The organism is Roseobacter sp. MH60115 (assembly GCF_015644665.1).
In the GTDB taxonomy this organism is placed as follows: Bacteria; Pseudomonadota; Alphaproteobacteria; order Rhodobacterales; family Rhodobacteraceae; genus Roseobacter.
Genome location: NZ_JADOBQ010000002.1, coordinates 891957 through 914941 on the forward strand (window position 1 = coordinate 891957; position 22985 = coordinate 914941).

The window sequence follows — 22985 nt, forward strand, 5'->3', positions numbered from 1 at the left end:
GCTCAGCTTATGCGAAAAGGCCCAAATGCAGGGTTTTTCGCCTTTACTCATCTGGATTGGACAGGCAGGCTGAGGTCATCTCAGGAGAACCCGCGCAGATACGTGGCCTCCCACACTCTTTCCCAGACATGATCGGAGCATCAATGACCCAGGTGAAAACGGGCGACACGGTTGGCATTCACTACACAGGAACCTTGCTGGATGGCACAAAATTCGACAGTTCAGAAGGGCGTGATCCGCTGGAGTTCGAAGTGGGGTCCGGCCAGATCATTCCCGGGCTGGACGAAGCGTTGCCCGGCATGAGCGTGGGCGACAAGAAAACGGTCGAGGTTCCTTGCACCGAGGCCTACGGTCCGATCAATCCCGAGATGCGGCAGGCGGTGCCGCGCGAGGGCATTCCGGACGATGTTCCGCTCGATATTGGCACGCAACTGAATGTGCAGACACCCGAGGGGCAGGCGATGCAGGTGATGGTTGTCGCGGTGGACGACGCCACGGTGACGATCGATGCCAATCATCCGCTGGCGGGGCAGGACCTTAAGTTCGATATCGAGTTGATGTCGATCTCCTGAGGCGGCAGATCAGCCCTCTTCCCCGGCAGCGGGCAAGGGGCGGTTCACCGGCGTTCGTGCAATCGGAAGGCCCGCGATTTTCGCGTTCAGCTCAGCGGCCTTTTGAGCCGCTGCCTCTTGCAGCTCGCGGGCTTCATCGGTCGGGAATTCGCCCTGCATCACGGCGGCAAGGAGGGGTTTGACCTCATCCAATCCGCTTTGCAGCTTGGGTTGCAGCGCCGGATCCGACCAGAGCGCGGCCGAAAACACGGCGGCCGTGACCGGCATCAACAGCCACGCATAAAGGCGCGCGCGGCTGGATCGCCGGATGTAACGCGCCTGTCGCAGGGTCCGTGAATTGGCATAGGTGAGCATGCCCTTTCCATAGACATGGAATATGGCATCAGTTGGGCTTAATCGCGGCCTGTGCGGTACTTGGTTTAGATGTTCTCGCCCTGCGGCATGCCCAGCACGTGGTATCCGCCATCCACCCGAATGACCTCTCCGGTGGTGCAGGCGCCTGCATCGGAGGCCAGATAAACCGCCGTACCGCCCACCGCTTCAAGCGTCGCGTTCGAGCGCAGCGGCGCGTTCTGATCGGTGAATTTGTAGGTCTTGCGGGCCCCACCAATGGCGGCCCCGGCCAGCGTTTTCATCGGCCCCGGCGAGATGGCGTTCACGCGGATACCTTCCGGGCCGAGATCATTTGCCAGATAGCGCGTGGCGCTTTCCAGCGCGGCCTTGGCAACCCCCATCACGTTGTAATTCGGCACAACGGTGTTGCTGCCCTGATAGGTCAGGGTCATCAGCGTGCCGCCGTTTTCGACCATTAACGGGTGCGCTCGGCGGGCAACCTCGATCAGGGAATAGGCGCTGATGTCCATGGTCTGTTTGAAGTTGGCACGGGTGGTGTTGAGGAACCGCCCCGTCAGCTCATTCTTGTCGGAAAAGGCGATGGCATGCACCACAAAATCCACTGTCGGCCAGCGCGCGGCCAGCTGATCAAAGGCTGCGTCCAGCGAGGCATCGTCGGTGACATCCACGTCGACCATGAAATCCGACCCAACCGAGGCGGCGAGAGGCGCCAGCCGGGAGCCAAAGGCCTCGCCCTGATAGGTGAAGGCAAGTTCCGCTCCGGCCTCCGACATAGCCTTGGCAATACCCCAAGCGATGGAGCGTTCATTCGCCACGCCCATGATCAGGCCGCGTTTTCCGTTCAATAGACCAGACATAACTGTACCTTACCCGCGATATTTGGACAGGATCATCGATCCGTTTGTGCCGCCGAACCCGAAGGAGTTTGTCATCACCGAATCGAGCCCGGCATTCTCGACAAGTTCTGTGGCGATCTCCGAGGGCTCAAAGGCGGGGTCCAGCGTTTCGACGTTGATCGATGGGGCGATGAAATCGTCCTTGAGCATCAGCAGACAATAGATGGCTTCCTGCGCGCCCGCAGCCCCCTGGCTGTGCCCGGTCATCGATTTCGTCGAACTCACAGGCGGTTGGGTCAACCCCTCGAAGGCGCGGCGCACGGCCTCGATCTCGGGCTGATCGCCCGCAGGCGTGCTGGTGCCATGGGCGTTGATGTAGCTGACGCTGCGCCCGTGGGGCAGCGTTTCCAGGGCCAGTTGCATCGCGCGTCCACCGCCTTCGCCGGAGGGCGCGACCATGTCGTGCCCGTCGGAGGTGGCCGCGTAACCGGTGACTTCGGCGTAGATATGCGCGCCGCGGGCCAGCGCATGCTCCAGCTCTTCCAGCACCACCATGCCGCCGCCGCCGGAGATCACGAAACCATCGCGGTTCGCATCGAAGGCGCGCGAGGCCTTGTCGGGGGTGTCGTTGTACTTGCTGCTCATCGCGCCCATGGCGTCAAAGAGGCAGGACAGCGTCCAGTCGAGCTCTTCCCCGCCGCCCGCAAACATCACGTCTTGCTTGCCGAGCATAATCTGTTCGGCCGCGTTGCCAATGCAATGCAAAGAGGTCGAACAGGCCGAGGTGATCGAATAATTGATACCTTTGATCTTATAAGCTGTGGATAAGTTGGCACTGACGGTCGAGGACATACATTTCGGCACGGCGAAGGGACCGATGCGTTTCGTGGCACCTGTGTCCTTGACGACCGTGTGGGCCGTCAACATAGCGCTGGTTGAGGGCCCACCCGACCCGGCAACAAGGCCGGTGCGCGGATGGGAGACGACGTCCTCACCGAGACCTGCATCCTGAATCGCCTGATCCATCGCGATATAGGCATAGGCCGCACCCGGCCCCATGAACCGCAGCGTGCGTTTGTCGATGTGTTCCGCCACATCGAGCTTGAGCGTGCCCGCGACCCGGCTGCGGAACCCATGCTCTGCCATCTCGTCACTGGCGACGATGCCGCTGGTGCCGGATTTGAGCGAGGATGTGACCTCTTCGGCATTGTTTCCGATGGATGAGACGATCCCCAACCCTGTCACGACGACGCGGCGCATGGCGTTCTCCTTTGTATCTTCAACGTCAGCTTTCAGACAGGGCCACGCGCATGCCGGTGACCTGATAGATGGTTTCCCCATCTGCCTCCACACGGCCATTGGCGACACCCATTGTCAAGCGCCGGGTCTGAAGGGCTTTTGTAAAATCAACGTAATAGGTCAGCATTTTTCGATCCGGTCGGACCATGCCGGTGAGCCTGACTTCGCCGACGCCAACCGCCATGCCCCGGCCTGTCCAGCCGCGCCAGCCAAGATTGAACCCGGTCAGCTGCCAAAGCCCATCCAGACCCAGACAACCAGGCATGATGGGATTGCCGGGAAAGTGACAGTCGAAAAACCACAACTCCGGTTTGATATCGAATTCGGCGACCACATGCCCCTTGCCGTGTTCACCACCATCTGCAGAAATATCCGTGATCCTGTCCATCATCAGCATCGGCGGTTCGGGAAGCTGTGCGTTGCCGGGGCCAAAAAGCTCCCCGCGCGCGCATTTAAGCAGGTCGTCCTTGGTGAAGCTGGTCGGGTATTGGGCCATTTTGGCGCGTCTCCTGCTCGGTATTCTTTTTCGTCAGTCCCGTCTAGCATCGCGTTTGCGGCCTCTGCAAGGGCGGGTGCGGTCGCTGCGTATCTGTCCGCGTTGGCCGTGGCTGCGTCAATTGCGACGGGTTAAATCGCGTGAATCCAATTGAAAATGACTCGCATTGACCCTTATATGAATGAAATGAGGCCACGAGAGGGTGCCATGACGCCTGCGCAACAGACAATCGGGACAAGCTGGCTGGCCAAAGCCGGGCTGCGGCCCACCCGTCAGCGGGTGGCCCTCGCGACCTTGCTGATCGGCGATGGGCAGCACCGCCACGTGACCGCGGAAAGCCTGTTCGATGCGGCCAAGGATCAGGGCGAGGCGGTGTCGCTGGCCACGGTCTACAATACCCTGCGCGCCTTTTGCGATGCCGGATTGATGCAGGAAGTCACCGTCGACGGCTCCAAGAGCTATTTCGACACCAACACGCATGATCATCCGCATTTTTTCTGGGAAGACGAGGCGAAGCTCACGGATGCGCCGTCCGACCAGTTGGTGATTGCGCAACTGCCCGACGCGCCGGAAGGGGCGGAGATTGCATCTGTGGATGTGGTAATCCGCCTGCGCCGTAAATCCTGATTTTCTCCCGGCGCTGGCTTTAGAAAGCGCTCAGAGGCAACCCGCCGTGCCACACACCTTGATCACGCAACAAGACATCGAGACCTACGCCCGCGATGGTGTGGTGTTGATCCGTGGGCTTTTTGCGGATCATGTGGAGACGCTCCGGGCAGGGGTGGCGCACAACATGGCGCATCCTGGACCTTATGCAGCCGAAAACCTGCACAAACACGAAACCGGCCGCTTTTTCGACGACTATTGCAATTGGGATCGGATTGCCGAATTTGGCGAGATTATTGGCAATTCTGCCGTCGCCGAGGTTGCCGCCGATCTGATGCAAAGCGACCGGGTGCAGCTCTTCCATGATCACGTGCTGGTGAAAGAGCCGGGCACGTCGAAACCAACCCCGTGGCATCAGGACGCGCCCTATTATTTTGTCGAGGGAGAGCAGACGATCAGTTTCTGGTCGCCACTTGACCCGGTGAAAGAGGCGACGCTGCGCTGTGTTGCCGGGTCACATCGCTGGCCGAAACCGGTGCTGCCCACGCGCTGGCTGGCCGAAACGGATTTCTATCCGGAGAGCGATGCCTACATCCCCGTTCCCGACCCTGACGCAGAAGGCATGGACATCCGGGAATTCCAGATGGAACCCGGGGATGCCGTCGCCTTTCACTACCGCGTGCTGCACGGCGCACGCGGCAACACCGCAGACACGCGCCGCCGGGCGTTTTCGCTGCGTCTTCTCGGGGAGGATGCGCGTTACGTGGCGCGTCCCGGTCCAACCTCGCCCCCCTTTCCGGGCCATGCCATGCAGCCGGGTGAGCGGTTGCGGACGGACTGGTTCCCGATTTTGCTGGATCGCAACGCAGGCGCTTGAGACGCCTGTCGCGACGACGGCCTCAGAACCACTGACCGGGCTCCATCAGCCCCAGATCAAGCAACTGCCGCGAATGCCACTCAAAGGGCGCTGAGTTGTGCCATTTGAACGTGTGAATGTCATAGGTGCTGCCGGGATTGCGCTTCAGCGCCTTGGCCGTGCGGAAGGAACAGATGGCGGCGGTGATGTTGTGATGCCACGGGCAGGCGTAGGTGTTGTATTCCTCATCCGAGAAGGTGTGATCGTCGCGCAGTTCCAGCCCCGGCTTTGCCCGGAAAAGAGAGATACGGTCGATTTTGCGCCGCGTGTGGGGCACGTGCTCCTCGAACCGCCAGCGCAGCCCGCCGAAGAAATCCAACTGCCGTTCCTTGGGATGATCGTTCCTGGCGACATCCTTGCGCGCCAGCGCATAATACCCGGATCGGTCCAGATGCGCCCGGTCCAGCGACACGGCATCGGGGTGTTCGGCCAGATCGTCCGCATAGAGATCGACGACATAGGTCAGCATCGCATCGCGTCGCTCTTCGCTGTGAAACGCCAGCATCTCACCGACGGTCCGGGTCTCGCAGAAGGGGAAAAAGAGATACTCCGCGTTGAAACAGTAATACATCCAGGCGCCGGGGGCCGCTGCCGCGATGCTGTTCACGGCCCGTTCCACCGTGCCGTCGGCGGTGGCGTCATAATCGATCCGGTGCACGATGTCCTGCAGGTCGTCGGGCAGATCGAAAGCGGCCGGCATCAGCGCAATGACACAGGCAAACCCCATGTGATCATGGTGGCGCAACGTGGTCGCCACCTCGATGTCATCTTCGACAAAAACCATTGCCACCGGCCCCTTGCGCAATGCGTCGGGCGGAGAGGTCAAAAAGTCTTTCAGGTTCTTGTAGTGCATCATCGCTCCGGGTGGCTGCATGGCGCAGAATCAGTTAATTCAGCGTTCATTGCAAGCCGGTGCTGCGGCTGGTAAGCAGCGCGCCAACCCACCGTGATTTGGATCCCACCCATGACCGCGCCCAAAAAGCTCTTCGTCAAGACCTATGGCTGCCAGATGAATGTCTATGACAGCGAACGCATGGCCGAAGTGCTGGGCGAGCAGGGATATCAGCCCACCGACACCGCCGAAGACGCGGATATGATCTTGTTGAACACCTGTCACATTCGGGAAAAGGCGGCTGAAAAAGTCTATTCCGAGCTGGGGCGTCTGAAGGGGCTGAAGGCGGAGAACCCGGATCTGAAGATCGGCGTCACCGGATGTGTGGCGCAGGCTGAGGGCGAGGAGATCATGCGCCGCCAGCCCGCCGTCGATCTGGTGGTGGGGCCGCAGTCCTATCACCGCCTGCCTCAGATGGAGGCGCGGGTGCGGGAGGGCGGCAAAGCGCTCGATACCGATTTTCCCGAAGAGGATAAGTTCGACACGCTGAAACGGCGACCCAAGGCGGCGCGCGCACCGTCGGCGTTTCTGACAGTGCAGGAAGGCTGTGACAAGTTCTGTGCCTTCTGCGTGGTGCCCTATACCCGCGGTGCCGAAACCAGCCGCCCGGTGGCCCGCATTCTCGAAGAGGCACGCGATCTGGTGGAGCGTGGTGTGCGGGAAGTCACCCTGCTGGGACAGAATGTGAACGCCTATCATGGGCTGGGCGCTGATGGTCGGGAGCAGAGCCTCGCTGCGTTGATCTGGGCACTTAACGATATCGACGGGCTGGAGCGCATTCGCTTTACCACCTCGCATCCCAACGACATGACCGATGATCTGATTGAGGCCCATGGTGCTTGTGAAAAACTGATGCCATACCTGCATTTGCCGGTGCAGTCTGGGTCGGACAAGATCCTCAAACGCATGAACCGCAGCCACACGTCGGAGAGCTATCTGCGGGTGATCGAACGTATTCGGGCCGCGCGTCCTGATATCCTGATGTCAGGGGATTTCATCGTGGGCTTCCCGGAAGAGACCGAAGAGGATTTTCAGGCAACGCTCGATCTGATCGAAGAGGTTAAATACGGCTACGCCTATTCCTTCAAATACTCCACGCGCCCTGGGACCCCGGCGGCGGAACGGACGCAGGTGGATGCAGCGGAGGCCGACGAGCGGTTGCAGCGCATTCAGGCGCTGATCACCCGCCAGCAGCAGGACATTCAGAAGGCGATGGTTGGCCGGAGTGCCCGGGTTCTTGTGGAGAAACCGGGGCGCGAAGCGGGGCAGATGGTGGGGAAATCGGAATACCTGCACGCGGTTCATATTGAGAATTCCGACGCGGCTGTCGGTGACATCGTGCCGGTCAGAATCATCGGGGCGAAACGCAACTCCCTGGCCGCAATAAGGCAGGAATAAAGGTTAACCTTTCACGATGCAGTCGGAATGTGGCATTTATGCGCGCTGTGTTGCTGCAGTGGCGACAATGCGTGCAATTCCTTGCCTCATTACCCTTTAGAATTTACATAAACTCTTAGTTTGTTTTTGTGTCTCGCGTGTTTTGGCACCGGGGTTTGGGTGTGATCAGTAAAGGAATAGGCCGTGAAATTTGCTTTTTCGGATGTCGGACGTGGTCTGGCCGGGGTGGTTTTGGGCGTTGTCGTTGCGCTTCAGGGGAGTGTCGCAGGGGCGCAAACAGCCTCGCAGAGCGGTTTGGATCGGGGGCAATACATCCCCAGCATCTGGGTCGACCCGGATGGGTGCGAGCACTGGGTGATGGACGATGGCGCCGAAGGCTTCATGACCCCGCATGTGAACCGTCAGGGCATTCCGGTCTGCCGCGAGGCCGATGTCTGCGCCGTGATGAGTTCGGATCAGTTTTTTGCCACCGATAGTTTCCGGATCAGCCAGGCCGGGCGGGACAGCCTTGGGGATTTCTTCCGCAGATCAACCGCCAATGCCTTCATCATCACAGGCCACACCGACAGCAGCGCGTCCGATGCCTACAACATGCAGTTGTCGCTGAACCGCGCCAACACGGTGGCGGACATTGCACGCGCACAAGGTGCGGTGGTGTCGGATGTCCGCGGCTTGGGCGAACGCCAGCCTGCCGCGTCAAACGCGACACCTGAAGGCCGGTCAAAGAACCGTCGCGTCGAAATCATCTGTATTCAGTAACGAGGGCCGCGCATGACACGTTTCAATCTTTATTTGGTGGGCCTTGCCGCGCTTGCGGTGGCCGGGTGCAGTGAACTTGGTTCTGATAAGGCTTTTGATCGCGGGCCCGATTCCAAGGACCTGCTGGATCTGCAGGCAGGCATCTGGGTCGATCCCAACGGCTGTGATCACTGGATCATCGACGACGGGATCGAAGGCTATCTCTCCGCCCGGCTTGATCGTAACACCGGCAAACCCGTGTGCTCCGGCGTTGCTGCCCCAACCCAGACCGTGGGCGATTTCAAACGCGGCGGCACAGAGATCATCGGCGATCCCTTCTAAGGCCGGATTGGTTTTCACATTGCGGGCATGGGCGGTATTTCCCCGCGCATGTCCTTTTTTGTTTCAAACATGTGAATTCCATGTAGTTGCGCTTGCACCTGCCGCGCGGAATTGGCACCGTCAGGCATAGTTTAATCCTGAGGAACAGCGATTGGCCGCCAGCGACCAGAGCCCGACAGACACAACAACCGCAGCGCCCGGTGGCACGGTTGAATTCCCGGACAACAGACTTCTGATCGATCTATGTGGTGCCTATGACGCCAATCTGGCGTTGATCGAGAAGGCGCTCGGGGTTCAGATCGTGCGGCGCGGCAATCAATTGGCCGTCGTCGGTGAGGCGGACGCCCAAACCGATGCGATGCGGGTCTTGCATGCGCTCTATGCGCGGCTGGAGAGTGGGCGCGCGGTGGAGCCGGGCGATGTGGACCGCGAATTGCGCATGGGCCCCTTTGAGGAGGCAACCGGCGTTCAGGACGGCGATCAGATGGAAATGCCCATCGGCAGCCGTGTCGAGATCCAGACCCGCAAAAAGCGTGTCGAACCCCGCACGGATGCGCAGAAAGCCTATGTGCAATCGCTGTTCGACAATGAGCTGGCCTTTGGCATCGGCCCTGCAGGCACCGGTAAAACCTATCTGGCAGTGGCGGTCGGCGTGTCGATGTTCATCTCCGGCCATGTGGACAAGATCATCCTGTCCCGTCCGGCCGTGGAAGCGGGCGAGCGTCTGGGCTTTCTGCCGGGGGACATGAAAGACAAGGTCGATCCCTATATGCAGCCGCTCTACGATGCGCTGGGGGATTTCCTGCCGGGCAAGCAACTGGCCAAGCTGATCGAGGAAAAGCAGATCGAGATCGCGCCGCTGGCCTTTATGCGGGGGCGCACGCTCAGCAACGCTTTTGTCGTGCTGGACGAGGCGCAGAATGCGACGTCGATGCAGATGAAGATGTTCCTCACCCGTCTCGGCGAAGGCTCGCGCATGGTGATCACCGGTGACCGGACCCAGATCGACCTGCCGCGCGGTGTTTCGTCAGGGCTGGCAGATGCGGAACGGCTGCTGAAAACCATTCCCAAGATCAGCTTCAACTATTTCACCTCCAAGGACGTGGTACGCCACCCGCTGGTCGCCGCCATCATCGAAGCCTACGAGGCGGAGACACCGCCCGCGTGAGGGCCGGGTGGATGGCTGGGAGCCGAGGGGCGTGGTCCGGAACGGCGATGATCCGATGATCGATATTCTGATCGATGACCCGCAATGGCAGGAGGTCCCGCTGGCGGACCTGGCCGAGCGTGCGATGGCGGAAACACTCCGCCACCTCGGGGTGCCGCCGGACCCCGTGAGCGTTTCGCTCCTGGCCTGCGATGATGCGCGCATCGCCGAATTGAACGGCGCATTCCGCGACAAACCGGGGCCTACAAATGTGCTGAGCTGGCCCACCGAGGACCTCACTGCCGAGGCCGCAGGCAAATCCCCGCTGATGCCCACACCTGATTTTGACGGCTCCATGGCGCTTGGCGATGTCGCGATTGCCTATGAAACCTGCGGCCGCGAGGCCCGCGAATTCGGTAAATCACTGGACGATCACGTCACCCATCTGCTTGTTCACGGAATTTTGCATCTTTTCGGCTATGACCATATCCGTGACCCGGATGCTACGCTGATGCAGGGGTTGGAAACCGAAATACTTGGCAAACTGGGTCTGGATGACCCATATAGGAGCTGATCGGTCCACGTGCCGAGCCATTCTAGAACAGGACCCAATGGGCGACAACGACGGACAATCTGACGCAGCGCACCGCGCGCATGTCGAAACAGACACCTCTCCAGAACCGGAACCTTCCAGGCAAGGCGGCTTTTTCAGCCGCGTGATCGAAGCGCTGAGCCCGACGGACGACGCCGAGGCGGTCCCTGTCCTGCAGGCACCTCAGGCACGGCCACAGACCCACGGCATGATGAACCTGCGGCGGATGCGGGTGGAAGACGTTTCGGTCCCCAAGGCCGATATCACTGCCATTCCAACAACCGCCACGCTGGATGAGGTGGTGGCGATCTTCAAGGACAGCGGGTTGACCCGTCTGCCCGCCTATGAGGGCACGCTGGATACGCCCATCGGCCTGTTGCACCTCAAGGATCTCGCCCTGACGCATGGGTTCAACGGCGACAGCCACAATTTCGACCTGCGCGCCATGTTGCGCCCGTTGCTCTTTGTGCCGCCCTCCATGACCATCGGCGTGCTGCTGACCAAGATGCAGGCAGAGCGGCGCCATATGGCGCTTGTGATCGATGAATATGGCGGTGTCGACGGGCTGGTGACCATCGAGGATTTGATCGAGCAGGTGATCGGCGAGATCGAAGACGAACACGATGTCGACGAAGGGCTGTACTGGACCAAGGAAAAGCCCGGGTGCTATCTGGCTCTGGCCAAAACACCGCTGGAGGATTTCGAGGCGGAGATCGGGCAATCGCTGACCGATCACGATGAGGTCGACGAAGAAGAGATCGATACGCTCGGCGGGCTGGTCTTTATGCTGTCTGGCCGCGTGCCTGCACGAGGCGAGGTTGTCATCCACCCCGATGGGCCTGAATTCGAGGTGATCGATGCCGATCCGCGGCGCATCAAACGCCTGCGGGTACGCGCAGATACACGTGGACACTGATGACGCGGGCTGGCTCCCGGCCCGGTAAACCCTGGGGGTGGTACACGCGGCTGCCGCGCGTGGCGCGCGCTGCGATTGCTGGTTTTGTGGGGGCCTTGGGGGCTCTCGGGCAGGCGCCCTATGATCAGCCGCTGATCATGCTGCTGGCTTTCTCATTGGCATTCTTGATGCTCCGGCGGCAAAAGCGTGCCCGTGACGCAGCGCTCGTGGGGTGGTGCTTCGGGATCGGCTATTTCTGCGTTGCGTTGATCTGGATATTGCAGCCGTTTCAGATCGACCCCGACAAGCACGCCTGGATGGCGCCTTTTGCCCTGCTCTTCATGAGCACCGGGCTTGCGCTCTTTTGGGGTGCGGCGTTCTGGGCGGCCCGCCTTTTGTCCAATCGGACATGGCCCCTGATCCTCACGTGGACGGCTGCGGAAGTGTTGCGCGCCTATGTGCTCACGGGGTTTCCCTGGGCCAATCCGGCACAGGCCCTGGTGAATGGGGCCGCCGGGCAGGGTCTGGCCTGGGTCGGTCCGCATGGGATCACACTGTGGTTGATGTCGCTGGCCTGGGCCTTGTCCTTTCCCGCCATCTATCGTCGTCGTCACGTCATGCGCCTGGGACAGGCCGCTCTGTTGGTCAGCGTTGCGGCCCTGTTCTATCTAAGGCCCTCGGCGCCGGAGGCACCGCTGACACCTCATTGGGTTCGGCTGGTGCAGCCCAATGCGGAACAGCACCTCAAATGGCATCCCGATCATGCGCGCGGGTTCTTTGATCGGCAACTGGCGCTGACTGCGGCGCCGCCGGAAACGGCTGCTGCGGCACCCGATCTTACGATCTGGCCGGAAACGGCAATCCCCTGGGTGCATCCGGATGCGGAGGCCGCGCTTGAGATGATCTCCACCGCTGCGCAGGGCAAGCCGGTCGCGCTTGGTCTGTTGCGTCGGCAGGGTGGGGGGCTGCTCAACAGCATGGTGGTTCTCGACGCTACCGGACAAGCAACGCAGATCTATGACAAGCACCACCTTGTCCCTTTCGGTGAATATATTCCGCTGTCCAGCGTCGCGGAACGGTTCGGGTTGACCGGAATGGCGCAGATCTCCGCAACCGGATTTGCGCGCGGACCGGGGGCGCAGACGCTGGATTTTGGCGCGCTTGGGCGCGGTCTGCCATTGATCTGCTACGAGGCCGTGTTTGCCCATGATGTGAACGCCGCCCCCGAACGCCCCGATTTCATCATACAGATCACCAATGATGCGTGGTTTGGCCGGGATGTCGGGCCGCAACAGCATCTTGCACAGGCGCGCATGCGGGCGATCGAACAGGGGCTGCCGCTGATGCGCGCGGCCAATACCGGGATCTCGGCCATGATCGACCCCCACGGCCGCGTTCTTGCCAGCTTGCCGATGGGGGTTTCGGGCTTTCTTGATGTGCAACTGCCGGCACCGCTGGAGCCCACACTTTACAGTCGCACAGGCGATGGCCCGCTTGCCCTTCTGTTGCTCATTGGGCTCGTCGGCGCCGCCATCCGCCGTGCTGCGTCGAAATAGCAATTGACGGTGCTTATCAGGCCACGTAAGCACGCGCGACGCATGCCACAACGGCTTCCTGACGTGGCGTGAAATTTTCAGTGGAGCACTACATGTCCCGTAAAAATTATGTTTTCACTTCGGAATCCGTTTCCGAGGGTCACCCCGATAAAGTCTGCGACCGGATTTCCGATGCTGTTCTGGACGCCTTTCTCGCCGCCGAGCCAGAAGCACGCGTTGCCGCCGAGACATTTGCCACCACGAACCGCGTTGTGATCGGTGGCGAAGTCGGGTTGTCAGACAAGGACGCGTTGAAAGACTACATGGGCCGGATCGAGGAGATCGCGCGTGCCTGTATCAAGGATATCGGGTACGAGCAGGACAAGTTTCACCACGCAACCTGCGAAGTGACCAATCTGCTGCATGAGCAATCCGCCCATATTGCGCAGGGTGTTGATGCCAGCGGCAACAAGGATGAGGGCGCAGGCGACCAGGGTATCATGTTCGGTTTCGCCACCAATGAGACGCCGGAGTTGATGCCCGCACCGATCCACTACGCCCATGCCGTTTTGCGTCGCCTGGCCGAAGTGCGCAAGGACGGCACCGAACCAACTCTGCGTCCGGATGCCAAGAGCCAGCTGTCAGTGCGCTATGAAGACGGTCGCCCGGTGGGGGTGACCTCTATCGTGCTCTCCACGCAGCATGCGGATGAAAGCCAGACCTCCGAGGATATCCGCGCGATTGTTGAACCCTATATCCGTGAGGTTCTGCCGCAGGGGTGGATCACCGACGCAACCGAATGGTGGGTGAACCCCACCGGCACCTTCGTGATCGGCGGCCCGGACGGGGACGCGGGCCTGACGGGCCGCAAGATCATCGTGGACACCTACGGCGGCGCAGCGCCACATGGCGGCGGCGCGTTTTCGGGCAAGGATCCGACCAAGGTGGACCGCTCGGCGGCCTATGTCGCGCGCTATCTGGCAAAGAACGTCGTCGCTTCCGGCATGGCCGAGAAATGCACGATCCAGCTGAGCTATGCGATCGGGGTCAGCAAGCCGCTGTCGATCTACTGCGATACCTTCGGCACGGGGCAAGTGGATGACGCGGCGATTGAAACCGCAATTGGGCAGACCATCGATCTGACGCCGCGTGGCATTCGCGAACATCTGCAGCTCAACCGTCCGATCTACGCGCGCACCGCGGCTTATGGTCACTTTGGCCGAACGCCAGACGCGGATGGTGGGTTCAGCTGGGAAAAGACCGACCTGGTGGACGCGCTGAAGGCAGCGGTCTAAACGCCGCGTTTGTGTTAATCGTATCCCGTGTCTCGTCCGTCAGGTGAGGCACGCAGCGCCCGTGGTCTGACTGAAATCCGGGCAGATGCAGGCGCTCAATGCTTGCCGAACAGGCTCGGGCGCGGTTTCTTCCCGGGTATGTTTGCTCCGGTGTCTCCCGCCTTTATACGTCGTGGTTGTGTTGCGGGCGATGCAGTCTCTGCGGTGGCTTGATCCGGGAAGTCATTGACGATCACGGGCGGTTGTGCCGTGCTGGGGTTGACCGGGATCGACAGGGGCGCGTCCGACAGATCGGTGCCTTGATATTGCTCCAGGTCATCGAGGAATTCCCACAGCCGCATGCAGGAGTTTTCGATCCGGCCAAACCGCTCGCTTGCCTGTTCTTCGCTGAGACTGGGGGCTTCGCGCAGGTCCCGCAGTTGACGCATCAGACGGCTTAGAACCGGTTTGATCTCACTTGCGCATTCGGTCGAAAACCGCTCCAGCACCGCTTCGATCTGCTGACGTCTTACATCCTGGGTTTCGATCCCCACCGACAGGGATGATTTTTGCAGCGCATTGATCGTGGCCTTCTTGAAGGACGCAGGCGACAGGTCATCCTTGATGATGTAGTCGCTGCACCCGCGTTTCAAAGCCTCGATCGCGACATCCGTCTGGCCGTCACCGGCCACCATGATCGTCGCGGCGTGACGGTTTTTGGTATCAAGGCGAATGGCGTCCAGCGCCATCAGACCGTTCCCGTCCGGCAGATTGTAATCGACAAGGATCAGGTCGAATTTGTCACGCTGGAGCATCGTGCCCATGGATTCCAGCCGGTCGGCTTCCACCACATGGGTCTCGAATTCCAAGCCGCTGATCAGACGCTTGAGCCGGGCGCGGTCAAATCTTTGGTCATCCACAACCAGAATGCTGGCCAGTTTGGGCAGTTTTGTGGTTTCAGGACGCACTCTGGCGTGAACTCTTCCAACCTTGGCCACGTACGTTCTCCTGCTGAGCAGAGGGAATGTAGCAGGGCTGTCTTAATTCTTGATGAAACCGTTAAAGCGCCGGGTCAGAGCGTTGCAGCCGTGCCCGGTCCGGGGTAGACGCCGCGCATGACGCACCAAAACCGACCCCGCAGAAACTTCTATGGCCGCCTCAAGGGGAAATCCCTCAAGCAGTCGCAAAAGGGCTATCTGGAAGAAGATCTCGCCGCCTTGTCACCCGGTGCGATAAGTTGGGAGGACAATCCGGATCGGACGCCGATTGATCTGCAGCAGCTGTTTGACGGCAAGCCGGTCTGGCTGGAGATTGGGTTTGGCGGGGGTGAGCACATGGTGCATCAGGCCGCTCAAAATCCGCAGATCGGGCTGATCGGGGCAGAACCCTATATCAACGGTGTTGCCATGCTGTTGGGTAAAATCCGGCGGGCTGGCGTGTCAAACCTCGCCGTGCACCCTGGTGACGTGCGGGATCTCTTCGATGTGCTGCCGGATCAATCCATCGAGCGCGCCTTCCTGCTCTATCCCGACCCCTGGCCGAAAACCCGGCACCACCGCCGCCGCTTTGTCACGCAGGAGCATTTGGCGCCATTGGCGCGGGTGCTCAAGCCCGGGTCGATTTTCCGCGTTGCGACGGACATCGAGGACTACGTGCGCCAGACCCTGGAAGAGGTGCCGCGCCACGGCTTTGACTGGCTGGCCGAGCGCCCGCAGGATTGGCAGCAGCCTTGGGGGGATTGGCTCTCCACGCGCTATGAACAGAAAGCCCTGCGCGAAGGCCGTACGCCGCACTACCTGACTTTCCGCAAGCGCTAACAGTCCGGGCGGCTAAAGGGCTGGACCCGGACAGAGACAGCGGCTAAGTCTCGCGGAACCTCTGACCGATACGAGAAGTCCCATGTCCAGCCACGGCGCCTCCATCCCCATGACATCCCGCCCCTGCGGCCCGCTGAAGGGCGAAGCGCGGGTGCCGGGCGACAAGTCGATCTCGCACCGGTCGCTGATCCTCGGGGCGCTTTGCGTGGGCGAAACCGAGATCACCGGCCTGCTCGAAGGGCAGGACGTGCTGGACACGGCGAAGGCGATGCGGGCCTTTGGCGCCGAGGTCACCGATCACGGTGGCGGCAACTGGAGCGTCCATGGTGTCGGCGTCGGTGGCTTTGCCGAGCCTGAGCAGGTGATTGATTGCGGGAACTCCGGCACCGGTGTGCGGCTGATCATGGGGGCCATGGCCACCTCGCCGATTGCTGCGACCTTTACCGGTGATGCGTCCCTGAACGGACGGCCGATGGCGCGGGTGACCGACCCGCTGGCGCTTTTCGGCACGCAGGCCTTTGGCCGGGCAGGGGGGCGGTTGCCGATGACCATTCTGGGGGCTGCTGACCCGGTGCCTGTCACCTATACGGTGCCGGTTCCTTCGGCGCAGGTGAAATCGGCAGTGCTGCTGGCGGGGTTGAACGCGCCGGGTAAAACCGTGGTGATCGAAGCTGAAGCCACGCGGGACCACACCGAACGTATGCTGAAAGGTTTCGGCGCCGAGATCACAGTAGAAGAGACCGACGAAGGCCGGGTGATCACCCTGACCGGCCAGCCGGAGCTCAAACCGCAAAAGATCGACGTGCCACGTGATCCATCCTCTGCCGCATTCCCTGTTTGCGCCGCACTCATCGTGCCGGGGTCGGATGTGCTGGTGCCCGGCATCGGGCTCAACCCGACGCGCGCAGGTCTCTATAACACGCTGCGCGAGATGGGCGCCGATCTGACCTATGAGAATGAACGCACCGAAGGCGGCGAACCCGTCGCCGATCTGCGCGCGCGTTTCTCGCCTGAGATGAAAGGCATCGAGGTGCCACCCGAGCGCGCGGCCAGCATGATCGACGAATACCCGGTCCTCTCTGTGGTGGCGGCTTTTGCGCAAGGCGAAACGGTGATGCGCGGCGTGAAAGAGCTGCGCGTCAAGGAAAGCGACCGGATTGATGCCATGGCCGTGGGGCTGCGCGCCAATGGGATCACCGTGGACGAAGGGCCGGACTGGTGGACCGTGACGGGGCTTGGGCATGGCAATGTACCGGGCGGGGCCACCAGCGCCAGCCATCTCGATCACCGGATCGCGATGTCCTTCCTGATCCTCGGCATGGCCGCACAGAAACCGGTGAGCGTGGATGACGGCGGCCCGATTGCCACCTCCTTCCCGATTTTCGAGCCGTTGATGTCCGAGCTGGGCGCGCATCTGGTGCGCGACAATGCATGAGCGCGCCCTTCACCATAGCGATTGACGGGCCGGCAGCGGCGGGTAAGGGCACGATTTCCAAGGCTGTTGCCGCACATTTCGGTTTTGCGCATCTGGACACCGGGCTGCTCTACCGGGCCGTCGGGGCCAAGCTGTTGCTGGGTATGGACCCGGTGGTCGCGGCGCGAACATTGACGGCAGAAGATCTGCAAGGCGGTGATCTGCGCAGCCCGGAGGTGGCGCAGGCCGCCAGCAAGGTTGCGGTGATCGGCGAGGTGCGCGCGGCCCTGCTGGATTTCCAACGCAGCTTTGCCCGCCGGGCCGGCGGGGCGGTGCTGGATGGGCGCGACATCGGTACGGTGATTTGCCCCAATGCAGAGGCCAAACTCTTTGTCACCGCGCGCGCCGAGGTCCGTGCCGACAGGCGCTTTGCCGAATTGAACGCAGCAGGTGCCGCTGTCAGCCGCGCACAGGTGCTGGCAGATGTGAAAGAACGTGACGCACGGGATCGGGAACGCGCGGCGGCACCGCTGATCCCGGCGCAGGACGCCGTGGAAATCGATACCTCCGATATGAGCATTGAGGACGCGATTGCGGCGGCAATCGCTGCCATCGAGGCGCGCAGATCCTGACCCCATACTGATTATTGCAGGGCGATCACCAAAGGGTGCTTGGTGTTTGAAGCGATCCGGGGCTAGCTTTGGCGATACAGATATCGCGAAAGGGCATTTTCATGGCACGATTTCCTCTGACTCTGGCGCTGATCCTTTGCGGCACGCTCAGCTTTGCCCAGCAAGACGAGACGCCCGCCCCGGAGCCCCTTTCGGAACCGCCGATGACGCTGGAGCGGCTGGCCAATATCATTCTGAACATCGACGAAGATGCGCAGCTGCGCGGCTCTGCCATCGAGTTCACCATTCAGGATATCCCGGTGATCGTCGTGGCCGATCCGCGCGCCGACCGGATGCGGGCCATGGTGCCGATCCGTTCGTCCGATGGGTTGGACCCCGAAGAGTTGATGCGCCTCATGCAGGCCAATTTCGACAGCGCGCTGGACGCCCGGTATGCCGTGGCGCGTGGCAGACTCTGGGGGGTCTTTATCCATCCGCTCTCCCCGCTGGAGCAGGACCAGTTTCTGTCGGCGCTGGTGCAGACCGTGAACGTGGCCCGCACCTACGGGCAAACCTATTCCGGCGGCGCCCAGGTCTTTGGCGGTGGCGACAGCAATGGCATCTACCAGGACCTGCTGGATGACTTGCGCAAGGGCCAGGCACTCTAGTCTGCACCGCCCACGGGACCCCGCAAAACGCGATCAACCCAGCTTATATCGAAGCCTTTCCTTTTGTTGGTAAGGTTTCACTAACTATTGCATGCTGAGCGCGCTGCGCAGGGTTAAAGTCGCGCGGTCATCTATCTCAGGACATTTCAGGCCGTCCCTCAGTGGCTGCGCCTGAAACTGGACGAACCAAACATACGGGCCACGGTATTTTTCCTGTTTTTCCGCCGTGGCACGCATGATGCGCATGGCAATTGGCCTGCAACGGATACTCTGGTGATGATGGTCGCGGACGACCCTGTGCGGCGCATTTGTCGTAGTTCAGCATGAGTACTTCTATGAAACATTTTCTTGCACCATCCCTTCTCTCCGCAGCCCTGATCGCGTTTTGCGCCCCTGTCTCCGCCAAATCGATCAGCTTCACCGGCATTCTCGATTTCGAAAACTACATCGGATCGGAACAACCGTTCTCCGAACAACCCGCAACGCTTGATGTCACCATTGGAATTGATACTTCGGCACCCGTGGACTCCTCGGTCGACTCCGGTGGTCTCGGTCAGTCCGCGAGCTACCTGACAGCCGTGACCTCCGCGCAATACGAGGCCTTTGGTGTCGGCGGCAATTCGATTGGCAGCTGGTCAGCATCGGATTTCGAATTGACGATCGTCGACTTTGTGTTCGGTGACAGCTTTCACTTTTTCTCCGGCAATGCGACGGGCCCGGCACCCCTGAACAATCTGCTGATATTCTTCGACAGCCCCGCCGACACCTTTTCGGGCACCGACCTCGACCTGTTGACGGAGGAAAACCTAAAGGCGCTGTCCACCGGGGTGATCGGCATTTCCAGCTTCCTCGGCGATGGCGCAATCGGGGCGTCCTACCTGATCGACGGCGATAGTATCGTCGTCACGGACGATGATCCGCGCCCCTCTGTCGTGCCGCTGCCTGCGGGTCTGCCGCTGTTGCTGGCGGGATGGGGTGCATTGGGACTGGTTCGGCACCGCAAGCGTCTGTTCGGCCTCGGCCCGCGCCTTAAGGCCGTGGCATGACCGGCGGTCTCAAAGCCACGGCTGCGGCGGTTGCATGGGCGGTGGTCCTTGCCAATCCGGTGGACGCCAAGACCATCAGCTTTACCGGTCTCTTCGAGGCGGAAAACTTCGTCGGTTTCGAGTACCCGCTGGCCGAGCAGCCCGCCACACTTGAGGTCATCATCGATCTCGATGAAACCTCTGCGCCGGATGTGGTGGCAGACATTGGAGCAGGCGAAACAATTGCCCAGTATTTTTCTGCGGTAACGTCCTTTTCCTATGAAGCATTTGGTGTCGGTGGCAATACGCTTGGGTCGTGGACGGCATCGGATACTCTGTTGCTGGTCAGCAGTCTCAACACCATGGACATGGTGCTGTTCACATCAGAGGCTGCAACAGGCCCCGGACCGCTTGACCGCATCCTTCTGACGTTTGAGGGAGACGCAAATGTTCTGTCCGGCAGCGATCTGGAGATGCTGGCGACGGGCACTTTGGGGGCGATGACAACCGGAGAATTCATCGTCCTGCAGGATCAGGACAACGCCCCCGCGATTGGCATGCAGTTTCTGATCGATTTCGACAGCGTCCAGGTGTTCGATGATCCGTCTTCCGGTGGTGGAACCCCGGCGGCAGTGCCCCTGCCTGCAAGTCTTCCACTGCTTTTGGCGGGGTTCTGGGCGCTCGGCCTGGTAAAACGCGGCAGATACCGGGCTTAAGCACTTGCGATAGACGCCGTTTGCGCCTATACGCGGCCTCGTTAAAGCGGGGAAAACACCGCAGTGGCGAGCAGGGCCGGTTCTTCCGGCCCTTTCTCGTTTTTCGCTTTGACCAATTGAAACCTCAAAGACCGGCGGAGACAACCGCACGGCCAGACACAAAACCAAGTTAGGAAAACGACGCCACATGGCAAATATGATGGATGAGTTTGAAGCACTCTTAGAAGAAAGCTTCGAAATGGACACACCCGAAGAAGGGTCTGTCGTCAAAGGCAAGGTGATCGCGATTGAAGCGGGCCAGGCCATCATCGACGTAGGCTACAAGATGGAAGGCCGCGTCGAGCTCAAAGAATTCGCAGATCCCGGCGAAGCGCCCAAAATCGAAGTTGGCGATGAAGTAGAAGTCTTCCTGCGTCAGGTCGAAAGCTCCCGTGGCGAAGCCGTCATTTCCCGCGAAATGGCCCGCCGCGAAGAAGCCTGGGATCGTCTGGAAAAAGCCTACGCCGATGAAGAGCGCGTCGAAGGCGCCATCTTCGGCCGTGTCAAAGGTGGCTTCACCGTCGATCTCGGCGGCGCCGTGGCCTTCCTGCCCGGCTCTCAGGTTGATGTACGTCCCGTGCGGGACGCAGGCCCTCTGATGGGTCTGAAGCAGCCGTTCCAGATCCTGAAAATGGACCGCCGCCGGGGCAACATCGTGGTATCGCGTCGTGCGATCCTCGAAGAATCCCGTGCCGAACAGCGCGCCGAAGTCATCGGCAATCTGACCGAAGGTCAGACCGTCGACGGCGTGGTCAAGAACATCACCGAATACGGGGCCTTCGTGGACCTCGGCGGTGTCGACGGCCTGCTGCACGTCACCGATATGGCATGGCGCCGGGTCAACCACCCGTCCGAGATCCTGTCGATCGGCGAGACCATCAAGGTGCAGGTCATCAAGATCAACAAAGAGACACACCGCATCAGCCTTGGCATGAAGCAGCTGCAGGAAGATCCATGGGATCTGGTGGCCGCGAAGTATCCGCTGGATTCCACGCACACTGGCCGCGTGACCAACATCACCGACTACGGTGCCTTTGTTGAGCTCGAAGCCGGTGTTGAAGGTCTGGTACACGTCTCCGAGATGTCCTGGACCAAGAAGAACGTGCACCCGGGCAAGATCGTCTCGACCTCTCAGGAAGTCGAAGTCATGGTGCTGGAAATCGACGGTGCCAAGCGCCGTGTGTCTCTGGGCCTGAAACAGACCATGCGCAACCCATGGGAAGTGTTTGCAGAAACACACCCCGAGGGCACGGAAGTCGAAGGCGAAGTCAAGAACATCACCGAGTTTGGTCTGTTCGTCGGCCTCGACGGCGACATCGACGGCATGGTGCACCTCTCCGACCTCAGCTGGGACCAGCGTGGCGAAGAGGCGATCCAGGACTACCGCAAAGGCGACATGGTGCAGGCCGTTGTCTCCGAAGTGGACGTCGAGAAAGAACGCATCTCTCTGTCGATCAAGGCCGTGGGCGGGGACAAGTTCGCCGAAGCCGTGGGCGGCGTGAAGCGTGGCTCCATCGTGACCGTGACCGTGACCGCCATCGAAGACGGTGGTGTCGAGGTGGAATACGAAGGTATGAAGTCCTTCATCCGCCGCTCTGACCTGTCGCGTGACCGTGCCGAGCAGCGCCCCGAGCGTTTCTCCGTGGGGGACAAGGTCGACGTGCGCATCACCAATGTGGACAACAAGTCCCGCCGTTTGGGTGTGTCCATCAAGGCGCGCGAGATCGCGGAAGAAAAAGAGGCCGTGGAACAGTACGGCTCCTCGGACTCCGGTGCATCGCTTGGCGATATCCTGGGTGCCGCGCTCAACAAGGGCGACGACTGACCCGCAACCGGTCCTTAAATTGCCACAAAAGCCCCGCAGACGTTATTCTGCGGGGCTTTTTATTGGGAGAACGACAATGCGGAAACTGGCGGTAGGCCTTTGTCTCTGCCTTGCGGCAAGCGCTGCGCAGGCTGGCGGCAAGGACAATTTCTTTTCGTTCAAAACGAAGGTTGTGCAGGGGCAATTGCAGATGCACGGACACTACGGAAAAAACTGGAGCGCAGAGGAGGTCCGGGCGTCTCTGGGCCGTGATTGTGCGGGGGCCGGGAAGACGCTGGTCGCGCTGCAACTGGGAGACGTACATAGGCGCAAGGGACAGTCTTTCGTCGCCGTCTGCGGCTGATCTGGCGAGCCGTCTTTGACACAGATTTTTGCGTCCGGCTGGGCGCAGGCCAGCATGTCCGGCAAACTGGTTGACTTGATACCATTTAGTATCATATTAAAGGATACCAAATGGTATTATGAGGTTGATCATGACGAATATGCTAAACACACTTGCCTTCACCTTATCCGCTGCCGCAACGGTTGCTTCGGGTGAGGGCATCGAACTGACGGCTGCGGGCAGTTTCGACTGGGAAACAACGGCGGAAGGGGTGGCTTTTGCGCCGCTGCAAGGGGACCGTTTCAGCGAATCCTATCAGGCCATGGTGCGGCTGCCCGCAGGCCTTGTCAGCCCGCCGCATGTGAAATCGGCCAATATGTTCGGCGTCATGCTGCAGGGAGAGATGATCCACTACGTGCAGGGTGCTGATCCGGCGCAGGCCCAGCCCATCGGAGCCGGTTCCTTCTACCGGATTCCGCGCGGGCTGCCGCATGTGTCGGCTTGTGTGTCAGCGGATCCCTGCATCGCCTACCTTTATCAGGACGGCGCCTTTGACTTTCTGCCGGTGCAGTAATTCGGTAGCGCAGTGTTTCAGGTTCAAAGCCGACGAGATTACGAAAAGACCCTCGCCGCGCTGCGCGGTGAGGGTCGCCATT

27 protein-coding genes and 1 riboswitch are annotated in these 22985 nt (G+C 60.8%); of the genes, 20 read left to right on the forward strand and 7 right to left on the reverse strand.

The features are described 5' to 3' along the window. The first annotated feature begins 143 nt into the window (after positions 1 to 143). The gene (locus tag ISX84_RS10000) at positions 144 to 572 is read left to right on the forward strand and encodes an FKBP-type peptidyl-prolyl cis-trans isomerase (RefSeq protein ID WP_195820179.1); all 429 of its coding nucleotides are present in this window, start codon (positions 144 to 146) and stop codon (positions 570 to 572) included. A gap of 9 nt (positions 573 to 581) precedes the next feature. Here ISX84_RS10000 and ISX84_RS10005 read toward each other — a convergent pair whose 3' ends face one another. The 4 genes from ISX84_RS10005 to fabA all read right to left on the reverse strand — a co-directional run bounded on the left by ISX84_RS10005 (position 582) and on the right by fabA (position 3557). After that, positions 582 to 926: a hypothetical protein gene (locus ISX84_RS10005; protein ID WP_195820180.1), complete on the reverse strand. Its 345-nt coding sequence runs from the start codon at positions 924 to 926 to the stop codon at positions 582 to 584. 65 nt (positions 927 to 991) lie between these two features. After that, entirely contained in the window at positions 992 to 1783 is a 792-nt protein-coding gene (locus tag ISX84_RS10010) for an enoyl-ACP reductase FabI (RefSeq protein WP_195820181.1), read from the reverse strand. A gap of 9 nt (positions 1784 to 1792) precedes the next feature. Further along, positions 1793 to 3022 (reverse strand): beta-ketoacyl-ACP synthase I, encoded by a 1230-nt coding sequence (gene fabB, locus ISX84_RS10015; RefSeq protein WP_195820182.1) that lies wholly within the window; start codon positions 3020 to 3022, stop codon positions 1793 to 1795. 25 nt (positions 3023 to 3047) lie between these two features. Beyond that, complete coding sequence (gene fabA, locus ISX84_RS10020) at positions 3048 to 3557, reverse strand: bifunctional 3-hydroxydecanoyl-ACP dehydratase/trans-2-decenoyl-ACP isomerase (protein ID WP_195820183.1); 510 nt, start codon at positions 3555 to 3557, stop codon at positions 3048 to 3050. A 207-nt stretch (positions 3558 to 3764) separates the two neighbouring features. On the opposite strand from fabA, the gene irr reads away from it, so the two are divergent. Both irr and ISX84_RS10030 read left to right on the forward strand, forming a co-directional pair. Beyond that, positions 3765 to 4184, forward strand: a complete 420-nt coding sequence (gene irr / locus ISX84_RS10025) for a Fur family transcriptional regulator Irr (RefSeq protein ID WP_195820184.1) — start codon at positions 3765 to 3767, stop codon at positions 4182 to 4184. Between the two features lie 46 nt (positions 4185 to 4230). Continuing rightward, positions 4231 to 5040, forward strand: coding sequence for a phytanoyl-CoA dioxygenase family protein (locus tag ISX84_RS10030; RefSeq protein ID WP_195820185.1), 810 nt, complete (start codon positions 4231 to 4233; stop codon positions 5038 to 5040). 22 nt (positions 5041 to 5062) lie between these two features. Here ISX84_RS10030 and ISX84_RS10035 read toward each other — a convergent pair whose 3' ends face one another. Then, complete coding sequence (locus ISX84_RS10035) at positions 5063 to 5932, reverse strand: hypothetical protein (RefSeq protein WP_195820295.1); 870 nt, start codon at positions 5930 to 5932, stop codon at positions 5063 to 5065. Between the two features lie 111 nt (positions 5933 to 6043). On the opposite strand from ISX84_RS10035, the gene miaB reads away from it, so the two are divergent. The 8 genes from miaB (at position 6044) to metK (ending at position 13913) form a co-directional block, all read left to right on the forward strand. Beyond that, the gene (gene miaB, locus ISX84_RS10040; RefSeq protein ID WP_195820186.1) at positions 6044 to 7369 is read left to right on the forward strand and encodes a tRNA (N6-isopentenyl adenosine(37)-C2)-methylthiotransferase MiaB; all 1326 of its coding nucleotides are present in this window, start codon (positions 6044 to 6046) and stop codon (positions 7367 to 7369) included. A gap of 183 nt (positions 7370 to 7552) precedes the next feature. After that, positions 7553 to 8128, forward strand: coding sequence for an OmpA family protein (locus ISX84_RS10045; protein WP_326838725.1), 576 nt, complete (start codon positions 7553 to 7555; stop codon positions 8126 to 8128). Positions 8129 to 8140: 12 nt separating this feature from the next. Continuing rightward, a complete protein-coding gene (locus ISX84_RS10050) occupies positions 8141 to 8449 on the forward strand; it encodes a hypothetical protein (RefSeq protein WP_195820187.1) in 309 nt (102 codons plus the stop codon). Positions 8450 to 8600: 151 nt separating this feature from the next. After that, entirely contained in the window at positions 8601 to 9617 is a 1017-nt protein-coding gene (locus tag ISX84_RS10055) for a PhoH family protein (RefSeq protein WP_195820188.1), read from the forward strand. Positions 9618 to 9672: 55 nt separating this feature from the next. Then, positions 9673 to 10170, forward strand: coding sequence for an rRNA maturation RNase YbeY (ybeY, locus tag ISX84_RS10060; protein ID WP_195820297.1), 498 nt, complete (start codon positions 9673 to 9675; stop codon positions 10168 to 10170). Between the two features lie 37 nt (positions 10171 to 10207). Continuing rightward, a complete protein-coding gene (locus tag ISX84_RS10065; RefSeq protein WP_195820189.1) occupies positions 10208 to 11104 on the forward strand; it encodes a hemolysin family protein in 897 nt (298 codons plus the stop codon). Continuing rightward, positions 11104 to 12639, forward strand: coding sequence for an apolipoprotein N-acyltransferase (gene lnt / locus ISX84_RS10070; protein WP_195820190.1), 1536 nt, complete (start codon positions 11104 to 11106; stop codon positions 12637 to 12639). Before ISX84_RS10065 ends, lnt begins: the two co-directional genes overlap by 1 nt. Before the next feature lie 39 nt (positions 12640 to 12678). Further along, positions 12679 to 12727, forward strand: a riboswitch (SAM-SAH riboswitch). Positions 12728 to 12731: 4 nt separating this feature from the next. Next, positions 12732 to 13913, forward strand: coding sequence for a methionine adenosyltransferase (gene metK, locus ISX84_RS10075; protein WP_195820191.1), 1182 nt, complete (start codon positions 12732 to 12734; stop codon positions 13911 to 13913). Between the two features lie 95 nt (positions 13914 to 14008). Here the strand turns inward: metK and ISX84_RS10080 are convergent, their stop codons facing one another. Continuing rightward, positions 14009 to 14890, reverse strand: a complete 882-nt coding sequence (locus ISX84_RS10080; RefSeq protein ID WP_195820192.1) for a response regulator — start codon at positions 14888 to 14890, stop codon at positions 14009 to 14011. A 117-nt stretch (positions 14891 to 15007) separates the two neighbouring features. On the opposite strand from ISX84_RS10080, the gene trmB reads away from it, so the two are divergent. The 4 genes from trmB to ISX84_RS10100 all read left to right on the forward strand — a co-directional run bounded on the left by trmB (position 15008) and on the right by ISX84_RS10100 (position 18402). Beyond that, positions 15008 to 15709, forward strand: coding sequence for a tRNA (guanosine(46)-N7)-methyltransferase TrmB (gene trmB, locus ISX84_RS10085; RefSeq protein ID WP_195820193.1), 702 nt, complete (start codon positions 15008 to 15010; stop codon positions 15707 to 15709). 82 nt (positions 15710 to 15791) lie between these two features. Then, the gene (aroA, locus tag ISX84_RS10090) at positions 15792 to 17144 is read left to right on the forward strand and encodes a 3-phosphoshikimate 1-carboxyvinyltransferase (RefSeq protein WP_195820194.1); all 1353 of its coding nucleotides are present in this window, start codon (positions 15792 to 15794) and stop codon (positions 17142 to 17144) included. Further along, on the forward strand, positions 17141 to 17755 hold the full coding sequence (locus ISX84_RS10095; RefSeq protein WP_195820195.1) for a (d)CMP kinase: 615 nt from the start codon (positions 17141 to 17143) through the stop codon (positions 17753 to 17755). The genes aroA and ISX84_RS10095 overlap by 4 nt, the downstream gene beginning before the upstream one ends. 101 nt (positions 17756 to 17856) lie before the next feature. Then, entirely contained in the window at positions 17857 to 18402 is a 546-nt protein-coding gene (locus tag ISX84_RS10100; RefSeq protein ID WP_195820196.1) for a hypothetical protein, read from the forward strand. Positions 18403 to 18486: 84 nt separating this feature from the next. Here ISX84_RS10100 and ISX84_RS10105 read toward each other — a convergent pair whose 3' ends face one another. After that, positions 18487 to 18648: a hypothetical protein gene (locus tag ISX84_RS10105; protein WP_195820197.1), complete on the reverse strand. Its 162-nt coding sequence runs from the start codon at positions 18646 to 18648 to the stop codon at positions 18487 to 18489. 89 nt (positions 18649 to 18737) lie between these two features. Between ISX84_RS10105 and ISX84_RS10110 the strand changes: the two genes are divergently transcribed. The 5 genes from ISX84_RS10110 (at position 18738) to ISX84_RS10130 (ending at position 22903) form a co-directional block, all read left to right on the forward strand. Further along, positions 18738 to 19448: a VPLPA-CTERM sorting domain-containing protein gene (locus ISX84_RS10110; protein ID WP_195820198.1), complete on the forward strand. Its 711-nt coding sequence runs from the start codon at positions 18738 to 18740 to the stop codon at positions 19446 to 19448. Next, positions 19445 to 20143: a hypothetical protein gene (locus tag ISX84_RS10115; RefSeq protein WP_195820199.1), complete on the forward strand. Its 699-nt coding sequence runs from the start codon at positions 19445 to 19447 to the stop codon at positions 20141 to 20143. The genes ISX84_RS10110 and ISX84_RS10115 overlap by 4 nt, the downstream gene beginning before the upstream one ends. 187 nt (positions 20144 to 20330) lie before the next feature. Then, a complete protein-coding gene (rpsA, locus tag ISX84_RS10120) occupies positions 20331 to 22007 on the forward strand; it encodes a 30S ribosomal protein S1 (protein ID WP_195820200.1) in 1677 nt (558 codons plus the stop codon). 76 nt (positions 22008 to 22083) lie between these two features. Beyond that, on the forward strand, positions 22084 to 22350 hold the full coding sequence (locus ISX84_RS10125; protein WP_195820201.1) for a hypothetical protein: 267 nt from the start codon (positions 22084 to 22086) through the stop codon (positions 22348 to 22350). A gap of 130 nt (positions 22351 to 22480) precedes the next feature. Further along, entirely contained in the window at positions 22481 to 22903 is a 423-nt protein-coding gene (locus ISX84_RS10130; RefSeq protein ID WP_195820202.1) for a cupin domain-containing protein, read from the forward strand. Positions 22904 to 22985: the final 82 nt, after the last annotated feature.